The organism is Pseudomonas sp. MH9.3 (genome assembly GCF_034354675.1).
GTDB lineage: Bacteria > Pseudomonadota > Gammaproteobacteria > Pseudomonadales > Pseudomonadaceae > Aquipseudomonas.
The window spans coordinates 171745-188930 of sequence record NZ_CP133785.1 but is presented as its reverse complement, the minus strand read 5'-3'; the positions used below and the strand labels follow the sequence as shown (position 1 = coordinate 188930).

10 protein-coding genes are annotated in these 17186 nt (G+C 60.0%); 7 read left to right on the top strand and 3 right to left on the bottom strand.

The genetic code is table 11. The annotated features are described in order from the left end of the window. The first annotated feature begins 85 nt into the window (after positions 1–85). The 7 genes from RHM60_RS00830 (at position 86) to RHM60_RS00800 (ending at position 11957) form a co-directional block, all read left to right on the top strand. Positions 86–2740 carry a LuxR C-terminal-related transcriptional regulator gene (locus RHM60_RS00830; RefSeq protein WP_322213291.1) on the top strand — a complete coding sequence of 885 codons (2655 nt, stop codon included), beginning with the start codon at positions 86–88 and terminating at the stop codon, positions 2738–2740. 162 nt (positions 2741–2902) lie between these two features. Beyond that, positions 2903–4999: a hydantoinase/oxoprolinase family protein gene (locus RHM60_RS00825; RefSeq protein WP_322213290.1), complete on the top strand. Its 2097-nt coding sequence runs from the start codon at positions 2903–2905 to the stop codon at positions 4997–4999. Continuing rightward, positions 4999–6657, top strand: coding sequence for a hydantoinase B/oxoprolinase family protein (locus RHM60_RS00820; protein ID WP_322213289.1), 1659 nt, complete (start codon positions 4999–5001; stop codon positions 6655–6657). Before RHM60_RS00825 ends, RHM60_RS00820 begins: the two co-directional genes overlap by 1 nt. Positions 6658–6784: 127 nt before the next feature. Beyond that, positions 6785–7675 carry a hypothetical protein gene (locus RHM60_RS00815; protein ID WP_322213288.1) on the top strand — a complete coding sequence of 297 codons (891 nt, stop codon included), beginning with the start codon at positions 6785–6787 and terminating at the stop codon, positions 7673–7675. A gap of 24 nt (positions 7676–7699) precedes the next feature. Next, positions 7700–8521 carry an aspartate/glutamate racemase family protein gene (locus RHM60_RS00810; RefSeq protein ID WP_322213287.1) on the top strand — a complete coding sequence of 274 codons (822 nt, stop codon included), beginning with the start codon at positions 7700–7702 and terminating at the stop codon, positions 8519–8521. A 25-nt stretch (positions 8522–8546) separates the two neighbouring features. Further along, positions 8547–9890 (top strand): MFS transporter, encoded by a 1344-nt coding sequence (locus tag RHM60_RS00805; protein ID WP_322213286.1) that lies wholly within the window; start codon positions 8547–8549, stop codon positions 9888–9890. Positions 9891–10022: 132 nt separating this feature from the next. Further along, positions 10023–11957 carry an avidin/streptavidin family protein gene (locus tag RHM60_RS00800; protein WP_322213285.1) on the top strand — a complete coding sequence of 645 codons (1935 nt, stop codon included), beginning with the start codon at positions 10023–10025 and terminating at the stop codon, positions 11955–11957. Positions 11958–12183: 226 nt separating this feature from the next. On the opposite strand, the gene RHM60_RS00795 is transcribed toward RHM60_RS00800, so the two are convergent. From RHM60_RS00795 to RHM60_RS00785, 3 genes are all read right to left on the bottom strand, one after another. Further along, the gene (locus tag RHM60_RS00795) at positions 12184–12678 is read right to left on the bottom strand and encodes a DUF2165 domain-containing protein (protein ID WP_322213284.1); all 495 of its coding nucleotides are present in this window, start codon (positions 12676–12678) and stop codon (positions 12184–12186) included. A gap of 280 nt (positions 12679–12958) precedes the next feature. Beyond that, positions 12959–16021 carry an efflux RND transporter permease subunit gene (locus RHM60_RS00790; protein WP_322213283.1) on the bottom strand — a complete coding sequence of 1021 codons (3063 nt, stop codon included), beginning with the start codon at positions 16019–16021 and terminating at the stop codon, positions 12959–12961. Further along, on the bottom strand, positions 16018–17118 hold the full coding sequence (locus RHM60_RS00785) for an efflux RND transporter periplasmic adaptor subunit (RefSeq protein WP_322213282.1): 1101 nt from the start codon (positions 17116–17118) through the stop codon (positions 16018–16020). Before RHM60_RS00785 ends, RHM60_RS00790 begins: the two co-directional genes overlap by 4 nt. Positions 17119–17186: the final 68 nt, after the last annotated feature.

The window sequence follows — 17186 nt, the reverse complement described above, 5'->3', positions numbered from 1 at the left end:
TAAACATTCCGTAACCCATCAGATCACCGCTGTCCGGCTATTGCTGATAACTCCTTCAGCTACTCTCTGCACGGGCCAGTTCGTCGTGACTTATGACCTTTCTTGCAACTCGTCCCAGGATTGGCGTTGGGTAGGCAAACTGACGCCACCGCTGACGTTATTGACCTCGATGCCGCGTCAGGCCCTGTTGGCCTCGTTAAAATCGCGGATTCAGGGCCCGCTGGTGCTGGTGATCGCACCGCCCGGCTATGGAAAAACCACGTTATTGATGCAGTGGCGCCAGGAGCTGCTGCGCCTTTCTCCCGCCACGACCGTTGCCTGGCTGTCCCTCGATGAGGTGGATACCGAACCCAACCGCTTTCTCGCGTATTTGATCCTCGCACTTGACCATGCGGGTATTGATCTGGGGCATTTGCGTCCACTGGCTGAGTCCCAGTCGCTGGATGCCCAACCACAGCGCACGATCACCGCGTTGCTGCATGCCCTGGCGCGAGAAAACCGGCAGGTCACGCTGCTGCTGGACGATTACCACAGTGCAGCAAATGAGCAGATCGATCATCTGGTGCAAACCCTGCTGGAGCAGGCGGCTCCCTGGTTGCAGTGGGTGGTGGCCAGCCGTACACGCCCCAAATGGCCGCTGGCGCGCTGGAAAACCATGGGCTGGGTGCATGAAGTGTCAGCGCGCGAGTTGACCCTTTCGCTTGCCGAAACCCACAGTATTTTTGGCTCGGACCTTTCACAACCCGACCTGCAGCACCTGCACGAAACAACCGAAGGCTGGGCTGTAGCCGTGCAGTTGGCGCGGCTCTGGCGAGTCAGCGATAACGGCTCGCTTTACCGCCTGGAAGAGTTCTCCGGGCGGGTGAGCGATATGGCCGCGTACCTGACCGAACAAGTGGTCGAACGCTTGCCGTTGGACTGCCAATCCTTTCTGCTCGACACTGCGTTGCTTGAACGCTTCAACGCAGGATTCGCCGATGCGGTTCGAGCGCGTGGGGACAGCGCGCAGTTGCTGGCGCAATTAAGCCACCTGGACGCGTTGCTGGTGCCGCTGGACGTCGGACGTCAGTGGTTTCGTTATCATCGCTTGTTGCGTGACTTCCTGAGTCTGAGGATTGACGCTCAGGATGCCCAGCGGATTCATCGCTGCGCCGCCCAATGGCTGGCCCGGGAGCGCGACTGGGTGCAGGCGGTCAGCCATGCATTGCGCGCCGACGACAGCGCGCTCGCGGTAAGCCTGGTGGTGCGTGCAGGCGGATGGGAGACCGTTCTGCACCACGGCATCCGCTACACGCAAAGCCTGTTGCAACAGTTCGACACGTCCACCCTGCGCAACGATCCTGACCTTCTGCTGTTACAGGCCTATCTGCATGCCAAACTTGGCGATCATGTGCTGGCAGCTCACTTGCTGCAGCTGGCGCGTGGACTCATCCAGGACAACCGACGCCTGGCGCGGGACTTTTATATCGTCCAAACCCTGGTAAACGCTTACTCCGATTACTTTCCAGACGACGCTGGCGAAGCGTTTGACCTGCAGCAACTGCGCGCAGACGAACTCCTGACCCAGGCCACGCTGGAGTGCGTGCACGCCCTCAAAGCCCTGACACGCGGCGACCTGCCCGGCGCGCTGCACACAATCCGCGCAGCGCACGACAAGATGCGCGTGATCAACAATCCACGCGGCGAAAACTACTGCCGTGTACATGAGGCCCAGGCGCTCACTCTGGCGGGAAACATTCAACCGTCGAGGCGTAGGGTCGATGAAGCCCTGGCGCTTACGGATGACCATTTTGGCAGTGAAAGCTCCGTCAGGGCCCTGGCGGGTTGCCTCAAGGCACAGCACCTGTATTTGCAGGGCGCCTGGGCTGAAACCACTCCCTGGCTACGTGACGGCTGGGCAGCTGTCGAACACACCGATGGTTGGCTGGACATTGCCGCCGTAACCGCCGAAGTCGCTTGGCGCACGGCGTTGCGGGCGCAGGGCGTACAGGCCGCGTTGGGTGAGCTGGAAAAAGTCAATCAACTGGCCAGCGCCCGCAACTGGCAACGACTGATGCGGCTGGTCAGCGCCTGGCGGGTGGATGTGCTGGTGCAGGGAGGGTCGCTGGTGCAGGGTCGTCAGGAAGCATTGCGTAGCGACCTGGAAGGCGTGGCGGGCAATATCGCCGATTGGCGCAATCACGAAGCAGCGACCCTGGCGCTGGCCCGCTTGCAACTGGCGACCGGGAGCTCCAGCGCCGCGTTGAGCCGGCTGAAACGCGCCAGCGAGACGCTGCAGAACAAGGGCTTATGCTTGCCCACCTGGCGCCTGCAACTACTGACCCTGGCGGCTTATCGCAATGGCCAGTTACCTGAATCGCTCAGTGACCTGATGCAACCGCTGGCGCCCGTCATTGAACACGCCATCCCCGGCTTGTTGCTTGAAGCCGGCCCCTGCCTGCTGCCCGCCCTGGAAGCCTGTCCAGATCGTTTCCCCGGCCAGGCTGCCATCCTCACGCGCTTGCGCGGTTGGCGCGCGCACCCGGCACGCCCGCGTCTGCACTTTAGCGGCAAGGAAACCCACCTCCTCACATTGCTGGGCCACGGACAATCCAACAAAGCGATTGCACAGGCCCTGGATATCTCGGAAAACACCGTGAAATTCCATCTCAAGCATATATTTTCCAAACTTTCAGTGGACAACCGCACCGCCGCGATCAGCGCGGCCTTGCGTCTTGGCCTGCTTGATCCGCCGCTGTAACCCACCCCGCTACCCATCCGGGTAGGCCGCAAGCCACCCCCCCTGCGACCTACCCTCGCCGCCCGTGGCAGGGCACGTCTATCCGCACCTAGCATCGGTCCTACCGGCGGGGGCAATCACTGTCTCCTGCCTTCATAACAACAACTATTCCAGGAGTTGCCCGTGGGAAAGGACGGCAAAACTGTACGTGTAGCGACCGATGTCGGTGGAACGTTTACCGACCTGGTTTATTTCGAAAGCGATGCGGCCACCGGCCATCAACTCATTCGTACGGCCAAGGTCGACACCACGCCACCGAACTTTGCGCAGGGTGTGCTGAATGTGCTCCACAAGGCCGAGGTGGACTTGAACACCGTCGACTTTCTGGTCCACGGCACCACCGTGGTGATCAACGCGCTGACCGAGCGGCGCGGCGTGAAGACGGCGTTGATTACCACCCAGGGCTTTCGCGACATCCTGGAAATCGCCCGCGCCAATCGCCCGGACTACTTCAACCTGAAGTGGGTCAAACCGGCCCCCTTTATACCGCGCTATCTTCGCCGGGAGGTCAGTGGCCGACTGCATACCGATGGCAGCGAGCGCGAGCCGCTGGATCTGTCACAGCTGCCTGACATGCTGGGTAGCTTGCGCGAAGACGGCGTGCAAGCCATCGCTATCTGCCTGCTGCACGCCTATGCCAATCCCGCCCATGAGCAAGCCGTGCTAAGCGAGGTACGGCGTCTTTGGCCAGAAGTGTCAGTCGTTGCCTCTCACCAAATCACCCGCGAATGGCGTGAATACGAACGCTCCAGCACCACCGTACTCTCGGCCTATGTGCAGCCTATCGCTGCGCGCTACCTGGACAATCTGGAAGCGGGCCTGCGAGAGGGCGGCTACCAGCACCCGCTGTACATCATGCAATCCAACTGCGGCGTCGACAGCGTCAAACATGCCCGTGATATTCCCATCACCATGGTCGAGTCAGGCCCGGCCAGTGGCTTCTGGGCGGCAGCCGAACTCGGACGGCTACTCGACGAACCCAACCTGCTGGCCCTCGATATCGGTGGCACCACGGCCAAATGTTCGCTGGTGCGCAACGGCCAGGTGTCGATCAAGACCGATTACTGGATCGAACGCAACCGCCTGAATGCCGGCTATCCGATCATGGTGCCTGTGGTCGATCTGGTGGAAATCGGCAACGGCGGCGGCTCCATCGCCTGGGTCGATGAATTCGACAAATTGCATGTCGGCCCCGAGTCTGCCGGTGCCCTGCCCGGCCCTGCCGCCTATGGCAATGGCGGCACTCAGGTCACGACCACCGACGCCAACCTGGTCTTGGGTCGAATCAATCCCGATTACTTTTGCGGCGGCGAACTGGTTGCCGATATGGCGGCGGTGCAGCGGGCTTTCGCTCCGTTGAGCAAGCGCCTGGAGCTGCCCATAGAGCAAGTGGCACGCGGCATTGTGCGCATCGCCAACGACAATATGGTCAATGCGTTGAAGCTGGTTTCGCTAAGCCGCGGTCATGACCCCCGCGAGTTGACCCTGGTCGCCTTTGGCGGCGGCGGCGCGATGCATGCAGTGGCGCTGGGCCAGGAACTGGGCGTCAGGAAAGTCATCGTACCGCGCGGCGCCTCGGTGTTCTCCGCCTGGGGCATGACCATGTCGGACCTGCGCCGCGATTTGTTTGTCAATCGTTTTGTCGAGGCTGAACGCGCCGGTGCATTGGCGCAGACCCAGGTATTTCTTGACGAACTGATGCACAACGCCCGCGCGCAATTCATCAGCGAAGCCATCGCCCCGGAGCAGGTCGACCTGCAGGTGTATTGCAAGTTGCGCTATCAAAACCAGGAGCACGCCGTCGAAGTTGCGCTGAACATCGGCGAGTCGCTGACCGAGCATTGGCCGGCCATCGCGCAGCGCTTCCATGCCCTCTATGAGCAGCATTACACCTACCGCCTGCAGGCGCCGCTGGAGGTGATTGGTTTCCACCTGGTGGCCGTTGCGCAGATCGGCAAGTTGAACCTGCAAGCGCTACCCGTCACGGGCCGCCCCCTGGCCGACGCACACAAAGGCCAGCGCCCGGTGGACTTTGCCCTGGAAGGGATTCATGACACGGCGATTTACGACTACGCCCTGCTTGAACCGCAGATGCACTTCAGCGGCCCGGCCATTATCGAAGACGCCGGCTCCACCGTGGTGGTGCATCCGGGCAACCAGGTGTCGGTTGATCGGCTTGGCAACCTGCATATCACCCTCACCCAGGAAGGAGCAGCCTGATGAGCCACCTCGATGTGTTCACCCTGGATATTATCCAGAACTCCTTGCAGGCCATCGCCGACGAAATGTTCACGGCCATGCGCAAGGCGGCCATGAGCCCGATCATCTATGAAGTGCTGGACATGGGCACCGGCATCACCGATGCCCAAGGCGAAATCGCCAGCTCCGGCGCGGGTATTCCGGCGTTTGTCGGGGTGCTCGACAAAGCGGTCAAGCAGATCCTGCTGCAACATCCGGCGCCTGGCGAGATCGAGGAAGGTGATGTGTTTATCACCAACGATCCCCACAGCGGCGGTGTCACCCATCTCAATGATGTGGTGCTGGCAATGCCGGTCTTTGCCGAGGGTCGCTTGCTGGCCTGGACCGCAAATATCGCTCACTGGAACGACGTCAGCGGTATGGTGCCGGGCTCGCTGTCGACCGAGGCCACGGACATTTTTCAGGAGGGCCTGCGTCTGGCGTCGGTGAAGCTGATCAGCCGAGGCCAGCCGATTCGTTCGGTGTTACAGATTCTGCGCTGCAACACACGGATGCCGGATTTCATGGAAGGCGACCTGTGGGCCGGCATTGCTGCCGTACGTGGCGGCGCCACACGCTTGCAGGCACTGAGTGGGAAATACGGCATCGAGGTGTTCCTGGCGGCGATGCAGGCCTTTATGGAGCTGGGCGAGAAAACCTCGCTGAGCGCGCTACGCAGCTTGCCGCCCGGGCGACTGCAAAAAGAGGAATTGCAGGACGACGGCAGCGTGTTCAAGGTTGCCATTCAGATCAGCGAGCGCGAACTGATCATCGACCTGCGGGACAATCCCGACCAGTGCGCAGGCCCTACCAACCTCAGCCGCGATGGTGCAGTGGTCGCAGCTCAGATGGCGTTCAAGGCGCTGACTGCGCCGCAAGGCGTGACCAATGGCGGCACGTTTCGTCCACTGCGCGTGCTGACCCGCCCCGGCTCGCTGTTCGATGCACGCCCCCCCGCCGCCGAAGGGTTCTATTTCGAGAACCTGATCCGCGTCCACGACCTGATCCTGCGGTGCCTGGCCGAGCGTTTTCCGGAGCGCCTGCCCGCCGGCAACTTCGCCTCGGTGTGCGCCACCATTATCGGCGGCGTGCACCCCGACACCGGGCGGGCCTTCACCCTGGTGGAACCCGAGATCGGTGGCTGGGGCGCCGAGCGCGGGCGTGACGGTAATAACGCCGTGTACTCGGGCCTGCATGGGGAGACCTTCAACTGCCCTGTTGAGGTGTGTGAAGCCCGTTATGGCCTCTACGTCGAACGCATGGCCCTGAATGACGAGCCGGGTGGGCATGGGCAGTTCCGCGGAGGTCGCGGGATCTGCATCGACTACCGCGTTCGCGCCGATGCCAGCTTTCTGACCTGCGGCTATACCCGCGCCGTCATTCCACCCTGGGGCCTGGAGCAAGGCCTGCAAGGCACGCCCAATTACATCGTAGTCGTCCGCCAGGATGGCGCGCACGAACGCTATGCGATGGCCAGCAGCATCAGCCTCAACGCCGGTGATCTGGTGCGGGTACGCACCGGGGCCGGCGGTGGCTATGGCCTGCCGGCAGACCGCGATCCGCAGGCGGTACGGGACGACGTGAAAAATGGCTACGTCGATGTCGACACCGCCCGCTCGGTCTATGGCGTGCCGCTTTGATCCAGCAACCGTTGCAGAGGTAACCCATGTTCGCAGCAACGGTTGATACCCGACGCCACCAGGCCGCAGCGATCGAAGGCGCAATGGCGTGATCGTTCATCTCACATAACAACAAGAGAGACTCATCATGTTTACACCGCATCTGCTGCGCCTCGGCGCGGGGCTTTTCTTCGCCTTCAGTCTGACCCACGCGGCCACCGCCCGCGCCGAACAATTCATCGGTTTCGGTCAACCGGGACTGCCCGGCAAGTGGGCGCTGGAATCATTTCCGGTGTTCAACCGTACCGCCGAAGGCAACGTGCGTGCCGGTGGCAATACCGTGCTGGCGTACTTCTCCGAAACAGGCTTTACCGACACAACGCGTGACCAGTTGCAGTTCTGGGTCGGCGCGATTCCGGGCTACGCCAGCAACAAGGATGCACGGGACGCCAGCCCGTGGGGGATTGCTTCGCCCAATCTAGGATTTTCCTATTACTACAACGTGGTCGAACCCACCACCGAGTACGGAGCGGACGACTACACCACCTTCTGGACCAACCCGACCCTGATGGTCGAATTCCCCAATGGCAATGACGAGGTGGCCGGCTACGGCGCCTTCGCCAATCGCTATGCCGTGAGCTTCAGCCTCGCCAACTATCTGCGCGTCGGGCGCTTTGCGGTCACCTTCACACCCGCCGGTATTCATTACGCCGCCCGTAACCGCAATGCCACCGACGTTGGCACGGCTGATCCGCAGCGCCTGCGTGGCGGTGTCAGCCTGTGGCTGGCCGACGTCGCTGCCGGCTACCTGGTCACCGACGATTTATGGCTGGGCGTGCATCACGTTTATCACATCAACAACACCGCCGCGTCTGACGTTGCTGAATCGCGAGTTGGAAAGATCGGCCCGTCCATGACGTACACCGGCTTTGCCCAACAAGGGTTCTACCTGTCTGCCAATCTGAATTTCGACTATTACCGCAGCGCCAACCTGTCTCGCTCCAATGAGCTGACCATGGCACTGGTGAAGTTCTTCTAAGCGCGTTTTTCCAAGGAATACAGCATGGACACTCATACCCTCGCCACCCAGCCACAGGATGTTCCCGTTAGCGTGCGTTGGCTCAACCCCATCGGCTGCCCAACCTTCGACGCGCCGATTGCCGACTTGCTGCATGGCATCAAGCAACCGTCCACCCAAATCGAAGTGGTGTCGTTCGACATGCCACACAGCCCGACACACCTGGAATATCGCGCGTATGAAGCACTTACCTATGAGCGCACCCTGCGCATCGCGCGCGATTGCGGCCAACAGCACATCGACGCGCTGGTGATTGGCTGCTTCTACGACCCGGCCCTTGAGGATGCGCGGGAAATTTCCGGCGACACAATTGTCGTCGCGCCTTGCCAGGCCAGCCTGCAGGTGGTCGAGCACCTGGCCAATCGGTTTTCGATCATCGTAGGCCGCACCAAATGGATGGAGCAGATGCACGAACGGGTGCGCCGTTATGGCGCGGCGGACCGGCTTGCGTCGATGAGGTCGCTGGGTATGGGCGTCGATGAATTCCAGAAAGACCCGGCCGTCACCCGTCGCAGAATCATTGAGCAAGCCATGCTCGCCGTCGAAGAAGATGGCGCTGAAGCGATCGTGCTCGGCTGCACCATCGAATTCGGTTTCTTCGAACAGGTGCAGCGTGAAGTCGGTGTTCCCGTGATCGACCCGGTGGTGGCCGCTTTCAAGATGGCCGAGACCCTGGCCGGCATGAAGCGCCGGTTTGGCTGGTCACCCAGCCGGGTGGGGAGCTGCGAGCCGCCACCGGAAGCCGAAATGAAGGCGTTCGGGCTGTTTCAAGGGCCGGTGCCGATTGGCAATCGAGTCAAGGCGTAACCCTCTCTCACTGGGATAAACCACCATGAACACCACCCCTTCGACGCCCTTGATGGATGGCTACACGTCTTACCGGCAGGTGGGCGATGTCTTCAAGGATGTCCCCCTGACGCGCGAACACCTTAAGTGTTGCCTGGCACTGTTCTTTTTACTGGCGATCGAGGCCTGGGAGATGATGATCATCGTCTACACCGCGCCGTTGATCGCTCAGGACTTTGCCCTGGATGCAGTCGCCGTGGGCAACCTGATCGGAGCCATGTTCATCGGCATGCTGCTGGGCGCGCTGCCGTGGGGCAATGTCGCTGAACGTATCGGCCGTAAAAAAGCGATTCTTTTGAGCCTGGTGCTCTACGGCATGATCTCGATGACCAGTGCCTTTGCGCCCGACTACGTCAGCCTGTACGCATTGCGCTTGCTATCCGGCATCGCCGTGGTGGGCATGATGGTGGTCATCTTTGCCCACTATCAGGAGCTGTTGCCGGTGCGACATCGCGGCGCGCTGACCGTCTACCTGGCCTCGGGTTGGCCGATCGGTATGCTGCTGGCACTGGGGGCAACCGTCTGGCTGATGCCTTGGGGATGGCGCGCAATCATCGTGTTGAGTTCATTGGGCAGCGTGTGGGCGTTGGTGATCGCGTATTGGGTGCCGGAGTCGCCGTACTGGCTGGCCAGGGTTGGCCGTCAAGCCCAGGCGCGAAAGGTGATCGAACGTCTCAGCCGTGGCGCGGTGCAAGTACCCGAAGACTGCCAGTTAGGGGTCGACCAGACGACCCGGGGCCGGCAACGGGACCTGTTCACTGCGCCGATGCTGAAGATCAGCACCTTGCAGATACTCGTCAATTTCACCTTTTCCTGGGGTTACTGGGGCCTGCAGACCTGGCTGCCGACCCTGCTGCAACAGCGCGGCCTGAGCCTGCCGCAAAGCTATGGTTTTATCGCGTTGTCGGCGGTGTGCATGATCCCGGGCTACATGACCGCCTCCTGGTTGACCCACCGCTTCGGGCGCAAAAAGATCCTCATTACGTTCATCAGTGCCGCAGTGCTGGCGGGCTACGGCTTTGCCAATTCACAGTCTCTGGAGATGCTCTATCTGAGCAACTTCGCACTGGCGTTTTTCAGCCTTGGCGCCTGGGGGGTCTGGGGGACGTGGGTGTCGGAACTGTACCCCACGCCATTGCGCACGCTGGGGTATGGCTGGGCGATCTTTGCCCAGCGCGTGGCCAATATCCTCGCGCCCTCACTGATAGGCGCGCTGGTGGCCTATGGCGCGTCGTTCAACGTGACCACCACCTTCATCAATGCCTTTATGTTGGTTTCTGTACTGCTGGTGGTATTTATCCCGGAAACCGAGGGCGAGGCATTGCGTTGATCGGCAGGCAGTTAGCGCTGTTTCGCAATGGACAGCGCGCCCCTGCCCGACAGCGCGCTGCCGGCCGGTCCGTTTGAATAGAGCGCTCCCGCACCCTGCGGGGGAACTCTCACTTTAGAAACGGAATTCATCATGAACACCTCGTTACCGGACAAAAGGCTGGTATTTCCAATGCAGCGCGGCCCCTTCCAGAATAACGGCGCCACACCCTGGTACTCGACCATAGCGCTGGGTACACCGGGTCAGCCGTTGAAGCTGGCCATCGACAGCGGGACCAATATCACCTGGGTGACCTCGACACTGTGCCCACCCGATCAATGCACTCACTTTGGCGCAGGTCGGTTCGACTATCAGGCGTCGAGCAGTTTTACCTTCACCGATTGCCTGCAACGCCCGTACAGCTTTGGCCCCTGGGGCACCCTGCAGATTGAATCAGCCTCGGACGTACTGAACACGCCCAGCGGCGCTACGTTGCCAATGAAGCTGTTTCTCGCGGCGGGCTATGGCGGCGCACAGTTCAAACAGCTGGACTGGGATGGCGGTATTGGCCTGCCGTGCAGCAGCGCCTATGTCGAAGGCCGCAGCTCATTCCTGTTTCAGGAGCTGCTGCGCAGCGGACAGCTCGACCCGGCCCATCCCTACGTAGCCTTCGATTGGAACGCGAATGATCGAGGGGGCACTTGCCAAATGGGCGCCATCGATCAATCCAAAACCCACGGGCCGCATGTGTTTCTGCCGTGGTCGATGTACAGCAAAGTGCCTGGCGTGGAGTACATCTGGTCTGCCGACCTGAAGTCCTATTCGGTGGGCGATGAAACACTGGCCACCGACGTCACGTTCGCGCTGGACTCTGGATCCTCACAGTTCAAAGGGGATGACCGCATCATGCAGCAAACCCTGGCGCGGATTGCCCGGGGAGGAAGTCCTGAGGTCGTGCTGGAATTTGCCGAAGGTGAGATCACCCTGGGGGCGCAGTTGTACAACGTGCTGATCGAAGAAGGCCCCGACAAGGGCAGGACGCTGCCACAATTTGCACCGTTGGGATTGGCGGACCTGGTACTGGTTGGCTCACTGGTCATGGAGCATTGCTACACCGTGTACGAATACCAGGTGGTGAAATGCGGGCGTGAGGTTTACTCGTTGGCACCGGTGGGCGTCTGGTTGTTCAACCGGCCGGACGGGCCGCAGATCATCACGCGATCTTCATCGCGTGGTTTTATTGCGGGCGCACGACCGGTGGCGACGGGCAAGGTCACCCTTCCCGCTCCCGCCGTTCACCCCCTGCGTTCGACGTCTGTAGCGGGCACCTGGAAAAATGACTATGGATCGGTGATGACGCTTACCGTCACAGGCAACCAGATTTCAGGGGTTTACCAGTCGTCCACCGGGTCCACCGGCAAGTACGCAGTAACGGGCTACCAATCAAGCTCTGCGGCGACAGCGAATCTAGGCCTGCCCGTCGCACTCGCCATCGACTGGCATTCCATGGGTGAAGAGCCAGCGGACCCAAGCTGGAACTGGACATCCGGGCTCTGTGGCCAAATCAGCCTTGTGGAACATGAAGAGGTGCTGGAGCTCTCGCACCTTCTGGTGGCCAGCAGTGACTTTCCGGGGTTGGCGCAGCAGGGTACCTACGTCGACACGCTGCGCTATCGTCGGTGCAGCCCTGGTGTGACAGAGCGTCTGGACGCAAACACCTTCCTTCAAACGAAGATCGATAACCCATTAACCGGCCGTTGGATGACACCTGATGCAAACGTGCTGACGCTGACTGTAGAGGCGCAGAGCAAAGGCCGCTTTGGCCGCGTGACTGGCACGCTGTCAGGCCCTGCAGGAGCGATGGAGGTAACCGGGTTCACCGACATCTGCGCTGTTGAACGTGGGCTCACCCTGCAATCGACAGCAATCACTGCTGCGCTGGAAACCGGCGTACTGTCGCTGTGCGGCACGCTGGATTTGAAGAGCGACGTGCTTGAATTGTCAATCCTGACCTGCACACCCACCGCGCCAACCCTGACCTATGTACAGACACGGTTGTCGTCAGCCACGTTCAAGCGGATCAGCTAGTCTGCTTTCCAGCGATTGTAGTACTCACGATTAGCGAGGCTCGCAGCGTCTCGGACAACCTTCCAGACCACCGACCAGAGCTGCGAAACACTCTAGGTCTCCAATGCGCAGCGCAGGGTGCTCGACAGGCTTCGAATCCTCCCCGGTCAGCGCTTGAAAACCTCAGTGGAGATTGGTGAGGCCCTGGACGCATCTGTTATCCAGGTGGATGCAGGCATGAAGCACGTCAGTCGCGATCCGCATCCGACTGGTTGAGAAACACAAGCACGCCCAAAATCGCCGCATAGAACTTGAATGCCGCGTTCTGGCCGTTCCATTCCTCGGATTGCCACATCAAGAACCACTCGCCGCCGATCACCATAAAGCCGAAGAACCAGACCAGCAGGCCCACAGTGAAGCCCGCAACGGCGCAGGCCTTGGCGCGGTTGAACTGCTGACCACTGCGGTGCCTGGCGCGCCACAACATCAGCACACCGGCGCTCAGCAGTATGGCCGTCAACGCCTCTGTGGCAATGATCAACCAATAGGCGCCATGCCACAGCCATGGCGCATGGATCGCGCGCGACATGGCACGATTACCGGGAAAGGTGGTGTCCATGCTCAGTACGTGCTGGACGAAGTTGAAATTGGAGGTGTAATCGCTGAGGTTATTGAACGCCGCTAGCGCAGCGAAGGCCGCCAACATCGCGACCATGACCATTTTTGCGTAACGGGTAAGCATGCTGATTTCCTGAGTGAGCGCTGAAGTGCTCAGCACGCTACACCTGCGCCACAGCGCGAAATCCGGCAAATATCCGTTTGTTAAGTAAGAACCGTCTGAATCGCCTGCGCACAACGGTCGACAGGGTGCTTAGTCTTTCCGAGAGAAGAATTCAGTCGAGACTATGCTCAAGTTTTTGGACTGCCTCCGGCGAGAGACGCCGCAAGCGTATTGGAATCGATCAGGGCTTGAGCGTATTTGCGACCGCGAAAACCCCGTAAGGGTTATGAGCACGTTTTTCTCAGTGTTTGGAAGGACGGATCCTGAACCAGATCGAGTACATCGCAGGGAGGAAGACCAGGGTCATGACAGTCCCTCCCAGGGTGCCTCCAATCAAGGTGTAAGCCAGGGTGCCCCAGAATACTGAGTGGGTCAGAGGAATGAAGGCCAGGATCGCAGCCACGGCCGTGAGCAATACTGGTCGAGCGCGCTGTACCGTTGCTTCAACCACCGCGTTGAATGGATCCAGCCCCTCCTTTTCGTTTAGATCGATTTGGCCGATCAGGATCAGGGTATTACGCATAAGAATCCCGGACAGCGCGATCAGCCCGACAAGGGCGTTGATACCGAAGGGCTGGTTGAACAGAAGCAATGTCGGCACGACGCCAATCAACCCAAGCGGCGCGGTAAGAAACACCATCACCATCGCCGCTATCGATCGCACCTGAAGGATGATGATCAGCAAAGTGATTGCGACCATGATCGGAAACAGCGGCAGCAACGCGACAGTGGCCTTGGCGGACTCCTCAATGGATCCAGCCTGCTCAATGCGATAGCCGTTCGGCAGGCTATTCATGACCGGTTGCAGCTCCTTGATGATGCTGGAGGACACATCCGGAGGTTGCAGATGCTCAGCAATGTCGCCGCGCACAGTGAGGGTGGGTACGCGGTCGCGACGGCGCAGAATCGGATCCTCCATACGTACTCCGACCTCTCCTATCTGTGAAAGAGGAATGCGCTGACCGGCGGAGCCCACGAGCGTAAAGCCCTCGATCTTCGCAGGATCCAGGCGGATATTACCCGCTGCTCGCCCCATTACCTCAACTGAACGGATGCCTTCGCGCACAGAAGTGATGGGGATACCGGAAAGCAAAAACTGCAACTGTTGGGCAACCGAACTCGACGTCAGGCCGACTGCCTGCAATCGATCCTGGTCCAGAGAGAAATGCAGCGTGGGCACTCGAGATCCCCAATCGCTGTTGACCGTCCGCAGCATCGCACTCGCCAGCATGACGGCTTCAACCCGTGCTGCGATCTCACGCAATGTGTCGGGGTTTGGTCCCGTCACGCGATACGCCACAGGAAACGGCGAGTAAGGGCCAAACACGAGTTGTGTGACGCGAACCCGAGCTTCAGGTGCGAGTCCTTGGGCCACCGCCTCACGAATCCTTAGCTTGAGCGCCTCACGTGCTTCCTGGCTTTCAGTCAGCACCACGATTTTTGCGAACGAGGGGTCCGGCAATTCCGGAGCCATTGCCAGATAAAAACGCGGCGAACCCTGCCCGATGTAAGACGTGACGATCTTTGCTGCATCCTGCTTTTGCAGCCATGCCTCTACTTTTGCTGTTGCGGCATTGGTCTGCTCAATGGATGTGCCATAAGGCATCTGCACTTCGATCAGCACCTCCGGACGGTCCGAGGTCGGGAAGAATTGTTTTTTAACCAGCCCCATTCCGAGAATCGCCACGATAAACGCGGTGATTACTGCGCCCGCCACCCACCCTTTGCGGGCGATAACGTGGGCCAGTACTCGTCGAAAACGGTTGTAATGTGCCGTGTCATAGATCGCAGCATGCCCGCCTTCAACCGGCTTGATTTCAGGCAGCATCTTCACACCCAGATAAGGCGTAAAGACCACTGCGACTACCCAGGAGGCAATCAAAGCGATACCGACAATCCAGAACATGTTGCTGGTGTACTCGCCAGCAGTCGACTGCGCAAAACCATTAGGCATGAAGCCAACAGCAGTCACCAATGTGCCGGCAAGCATGGGTGCCGCTGTGTGACTCCAGGCGTAAGCCGATGCCTTGATCCGGTCGTAACCTTCCTCCATTTTCACCACCATCATTTCGATGGCAATGATGGCGTCGTCGACTAACAGGCCCAGCGCCAGGATCAATGACCCCAAAGTGATTCGGTCAAAGTTCTTGCCCGTGGCTTCCATCACGACGAAGACGATAGCCAGTGTGAGCGGCACAGCCGCAGCAACCACCACCCCGACCCGCCAGCCCATACTGAGGAAGCACACCAGCATCACCACGAGCAGCGCGACGAAGAACTTGATCATGAACTCGTCAACGGCCGAACCAATGTTTACCGACTGGTCAGTGACCTTCGAAAGTGTCATGCCCAATGGCATGCTTTGATTGATGTCAGCCGTCTCGGCATCCAGCGCTTTACCGAGGTCAAGACCATTCCAGCCGTCGCGCATCACGATACCCAGTAACAACGCAGGCTCGCCCTGGTTGCGCACCAGAAAAGTTGCAGGGTCCTCGTAACCGCGCTTCACTGTCGCGACGTCAGAAAGCTTCAGCGTTTTAGCCCGCACGACAATTGGCGTGTTGCGGATTTTTTCAAGCGTGTCGAGGGCCCCCTCCAAGCGCAGCAACACCTGGGGCCCACGGGTTTCAATGGAGCCTGCAGGTGTCAAAACGTTCTGGTTATTGAGTGCTGAAAAAATGTCCTGAGGCGAGACGCCCAAGGTGGCCAGGCGGTCATGGGAGAACGATACGAAGATGCGTTCGGCCTGCTCACCGATGATATTGATCTTCTTCACGCCAGGGACATGCAGCAGACGCTGGCGCAGCACTTCAGCGTCGCGCACCAGTAACCGCTGCGGTTCGCCCTTGGCCTTCAACGCAAAGAGCGCAAAGGTCACGTCCGAGAATTCGTCATTGACCATCGGACCGATAACGCCCGCGGGCAAGGTTTTCGCCGCATCACTGAGTTTTTTACGCGCCTGATAAAACGCCTCCTGCACTTGCGACGGCGGGGTTTTGTCCAGCAGTGACACCATGGTGAATGCCAGACCGGCCCGGGTGTAGGTCTCGCTACGGTCGTACCATTGCAATTCCTGCATGCGTTTTTCAAGCGGCTCAGCGACCAGATCCTGCATTTCCTGCGCAGTTGCGCCAGGCCATGCAGAAATGACGGTCATTTGCTTGACGGTAAACGGTGGATCTTCCGCACGCCCCAGTTTGAAAAATGAGAGCGTACCGGCCACTCCGATCAGGAAGATGAGAAACAGCGTGATGGACCGTTCGCGAACGGCCAGTGCAGACAGATTGAAACGTCCCACGCTCATGGTCGTTCCCCGGTGCCGCCAGTACCCGGCATCAGCACTTCTTCACCTTCGTGAAGTAAATGTGCCCCCAGTGCCACGACCTGCTCACCGGTCTCAAGAGCGCCACTGACCCTCGCCGAATCGTCACTGAGACCCAGCACTTGAACAGCACGCCAGGTCACTTGTGTCGGCGTACCGGCAATGACCCAAACACCCGGCCCCTGACCAAGGTCATGGATGGCGGCAATGGGTACCGTCAGCGCATCCTGTGCACCTTTGCTACCCGCAATATCGAGCGTGACCGTTGAGCCCAACGGCGCATTGGCATTTGCGCCCTCGAGCACATACCTGGCTTCGAAAGTGCGCGTAAGCGGATCCGCAGCGTCTGAGAGCAGCCGTAGCGTTGCAGGGAAAACGCTCGCACTGTTGCCGTACAACCTGGCCTGAGCCTGCTCACCGATGGGCGGGCGCAATGTTTCGGGTAACTGGACAATGGCTTCCCGCTGTCCAGTCTTTGCAAGCCTGACCACGGGCTGGCCGGCGCTGACGACTTGTCCGGGTTCAGCCAAGGTGTCGACCACTACGCCATCGGTGTCAGCCAGTAAAACGGCGTACCCGGTTGCGTTACGAGCAACGTTGGCCTGAGCCTGCGCGGCATTCAGGTCTGCCTTTGCCGTGTCAGCCTGGGACTTTATGCGGTCGTAGGCTGAAGCGGATATCGCACCGGCCGCTACCAGCTTGCGATTACGGGCTTCATCCTCCTCGGTCTGCCTGGCTCTTGCTGCAGCCGCCGCAACCGCCTGCTGTTGGACCTGCGCCTGCAAGCTGAGATCAATGGGGTCAAGACGCATGAGCGGCTGACCTCGTTTGACGGTTTGACCGGTATCGACCAATCGCTCCAGCACCTTCCCGGACACTCGAAATCCCAAGTCGCTCTGAACGCGCGCGACCACGACACCGGTAAAGGAACGCTCGGTGTTATCAGCCCTTGCGAGAGCGGCAGCCCTGACCAGAGGCGGTTGATTACGAGGATCACGCGCACTTGACGGTTCACCGCATGCGGTCAAAACGAAAGGAAGTATGCAAGCGGCAATGGTTGCGGGTCTGAACCGGAGCATGGGATCCCTTACTTCAAGAAATGAGCAGGGAACCGATTCTCCGCATAGTGACCAAATTAGTCAATGGT

What these genes read in the sequence shown, in the direction of transcription:
- RHM60_RS00800 (WP_322213285.1), top strand. Translation starts at nt 10,023, where the DNA reads ATGAACACCTCGTTACCGGACAAAAGGCTGGTATTTCCAATGCAGCGC.
- RHM60_RS00820 (WP_322213289.1), top strand. Translation starts at nt 4,999, where the DNA reads ATGAGCCACCTCGATGTGTTCACCCTGGATATTATCCAGAACTCCTTG.
- RHM60_RS00795 (WP_322213284.1), bottom strand. Translation starts at nt 12,678, where the DNA reads ATGCTTACCCGTTACGCAAAAATGGTCATGGTCGCGATGTTGGCGGCC.
- RHM60_RS00815 (WP_322213288.1), top strand. Translation starts at nt 6,785, where the DNA reads ATGTTTACACCGCATCTGCTGCGCCTCGGCGCGGGGCTTTTCTTCGCC.
- RHM60_RS00790 (WP_322213283.1), bottom strand. Translation starts at nt 16,021, where the DNA reads ATGAGCGTGGGACGTTTCAATCTGTCTGCACTGGCCGTTCGCGAACGG.
- RHM60_RS00785 (WP_322213282.1), bottom strand. Translation starts at nt 17,118, where the DNA reads ATGCTCCGGTTCAGACCCGCAACCATTGCCGCTTGCATACTTCCTTTC.
- RHM60_RS00810 (WP_322213287.1), top strand. Translation starts at nt 7,700, where the DNA reads ATGGACACTCATACCCTCGCCACCCAGCCACAGGATGTTCCCGTTAGC.
- RHM60_RS00805 (WP_322213286.1), top strand. Translation starts at nt 8,547, where the DNA reads ATGAACACCACCCCTTCGACGCCCTTGATGGATGGCTACACGTCTTAC.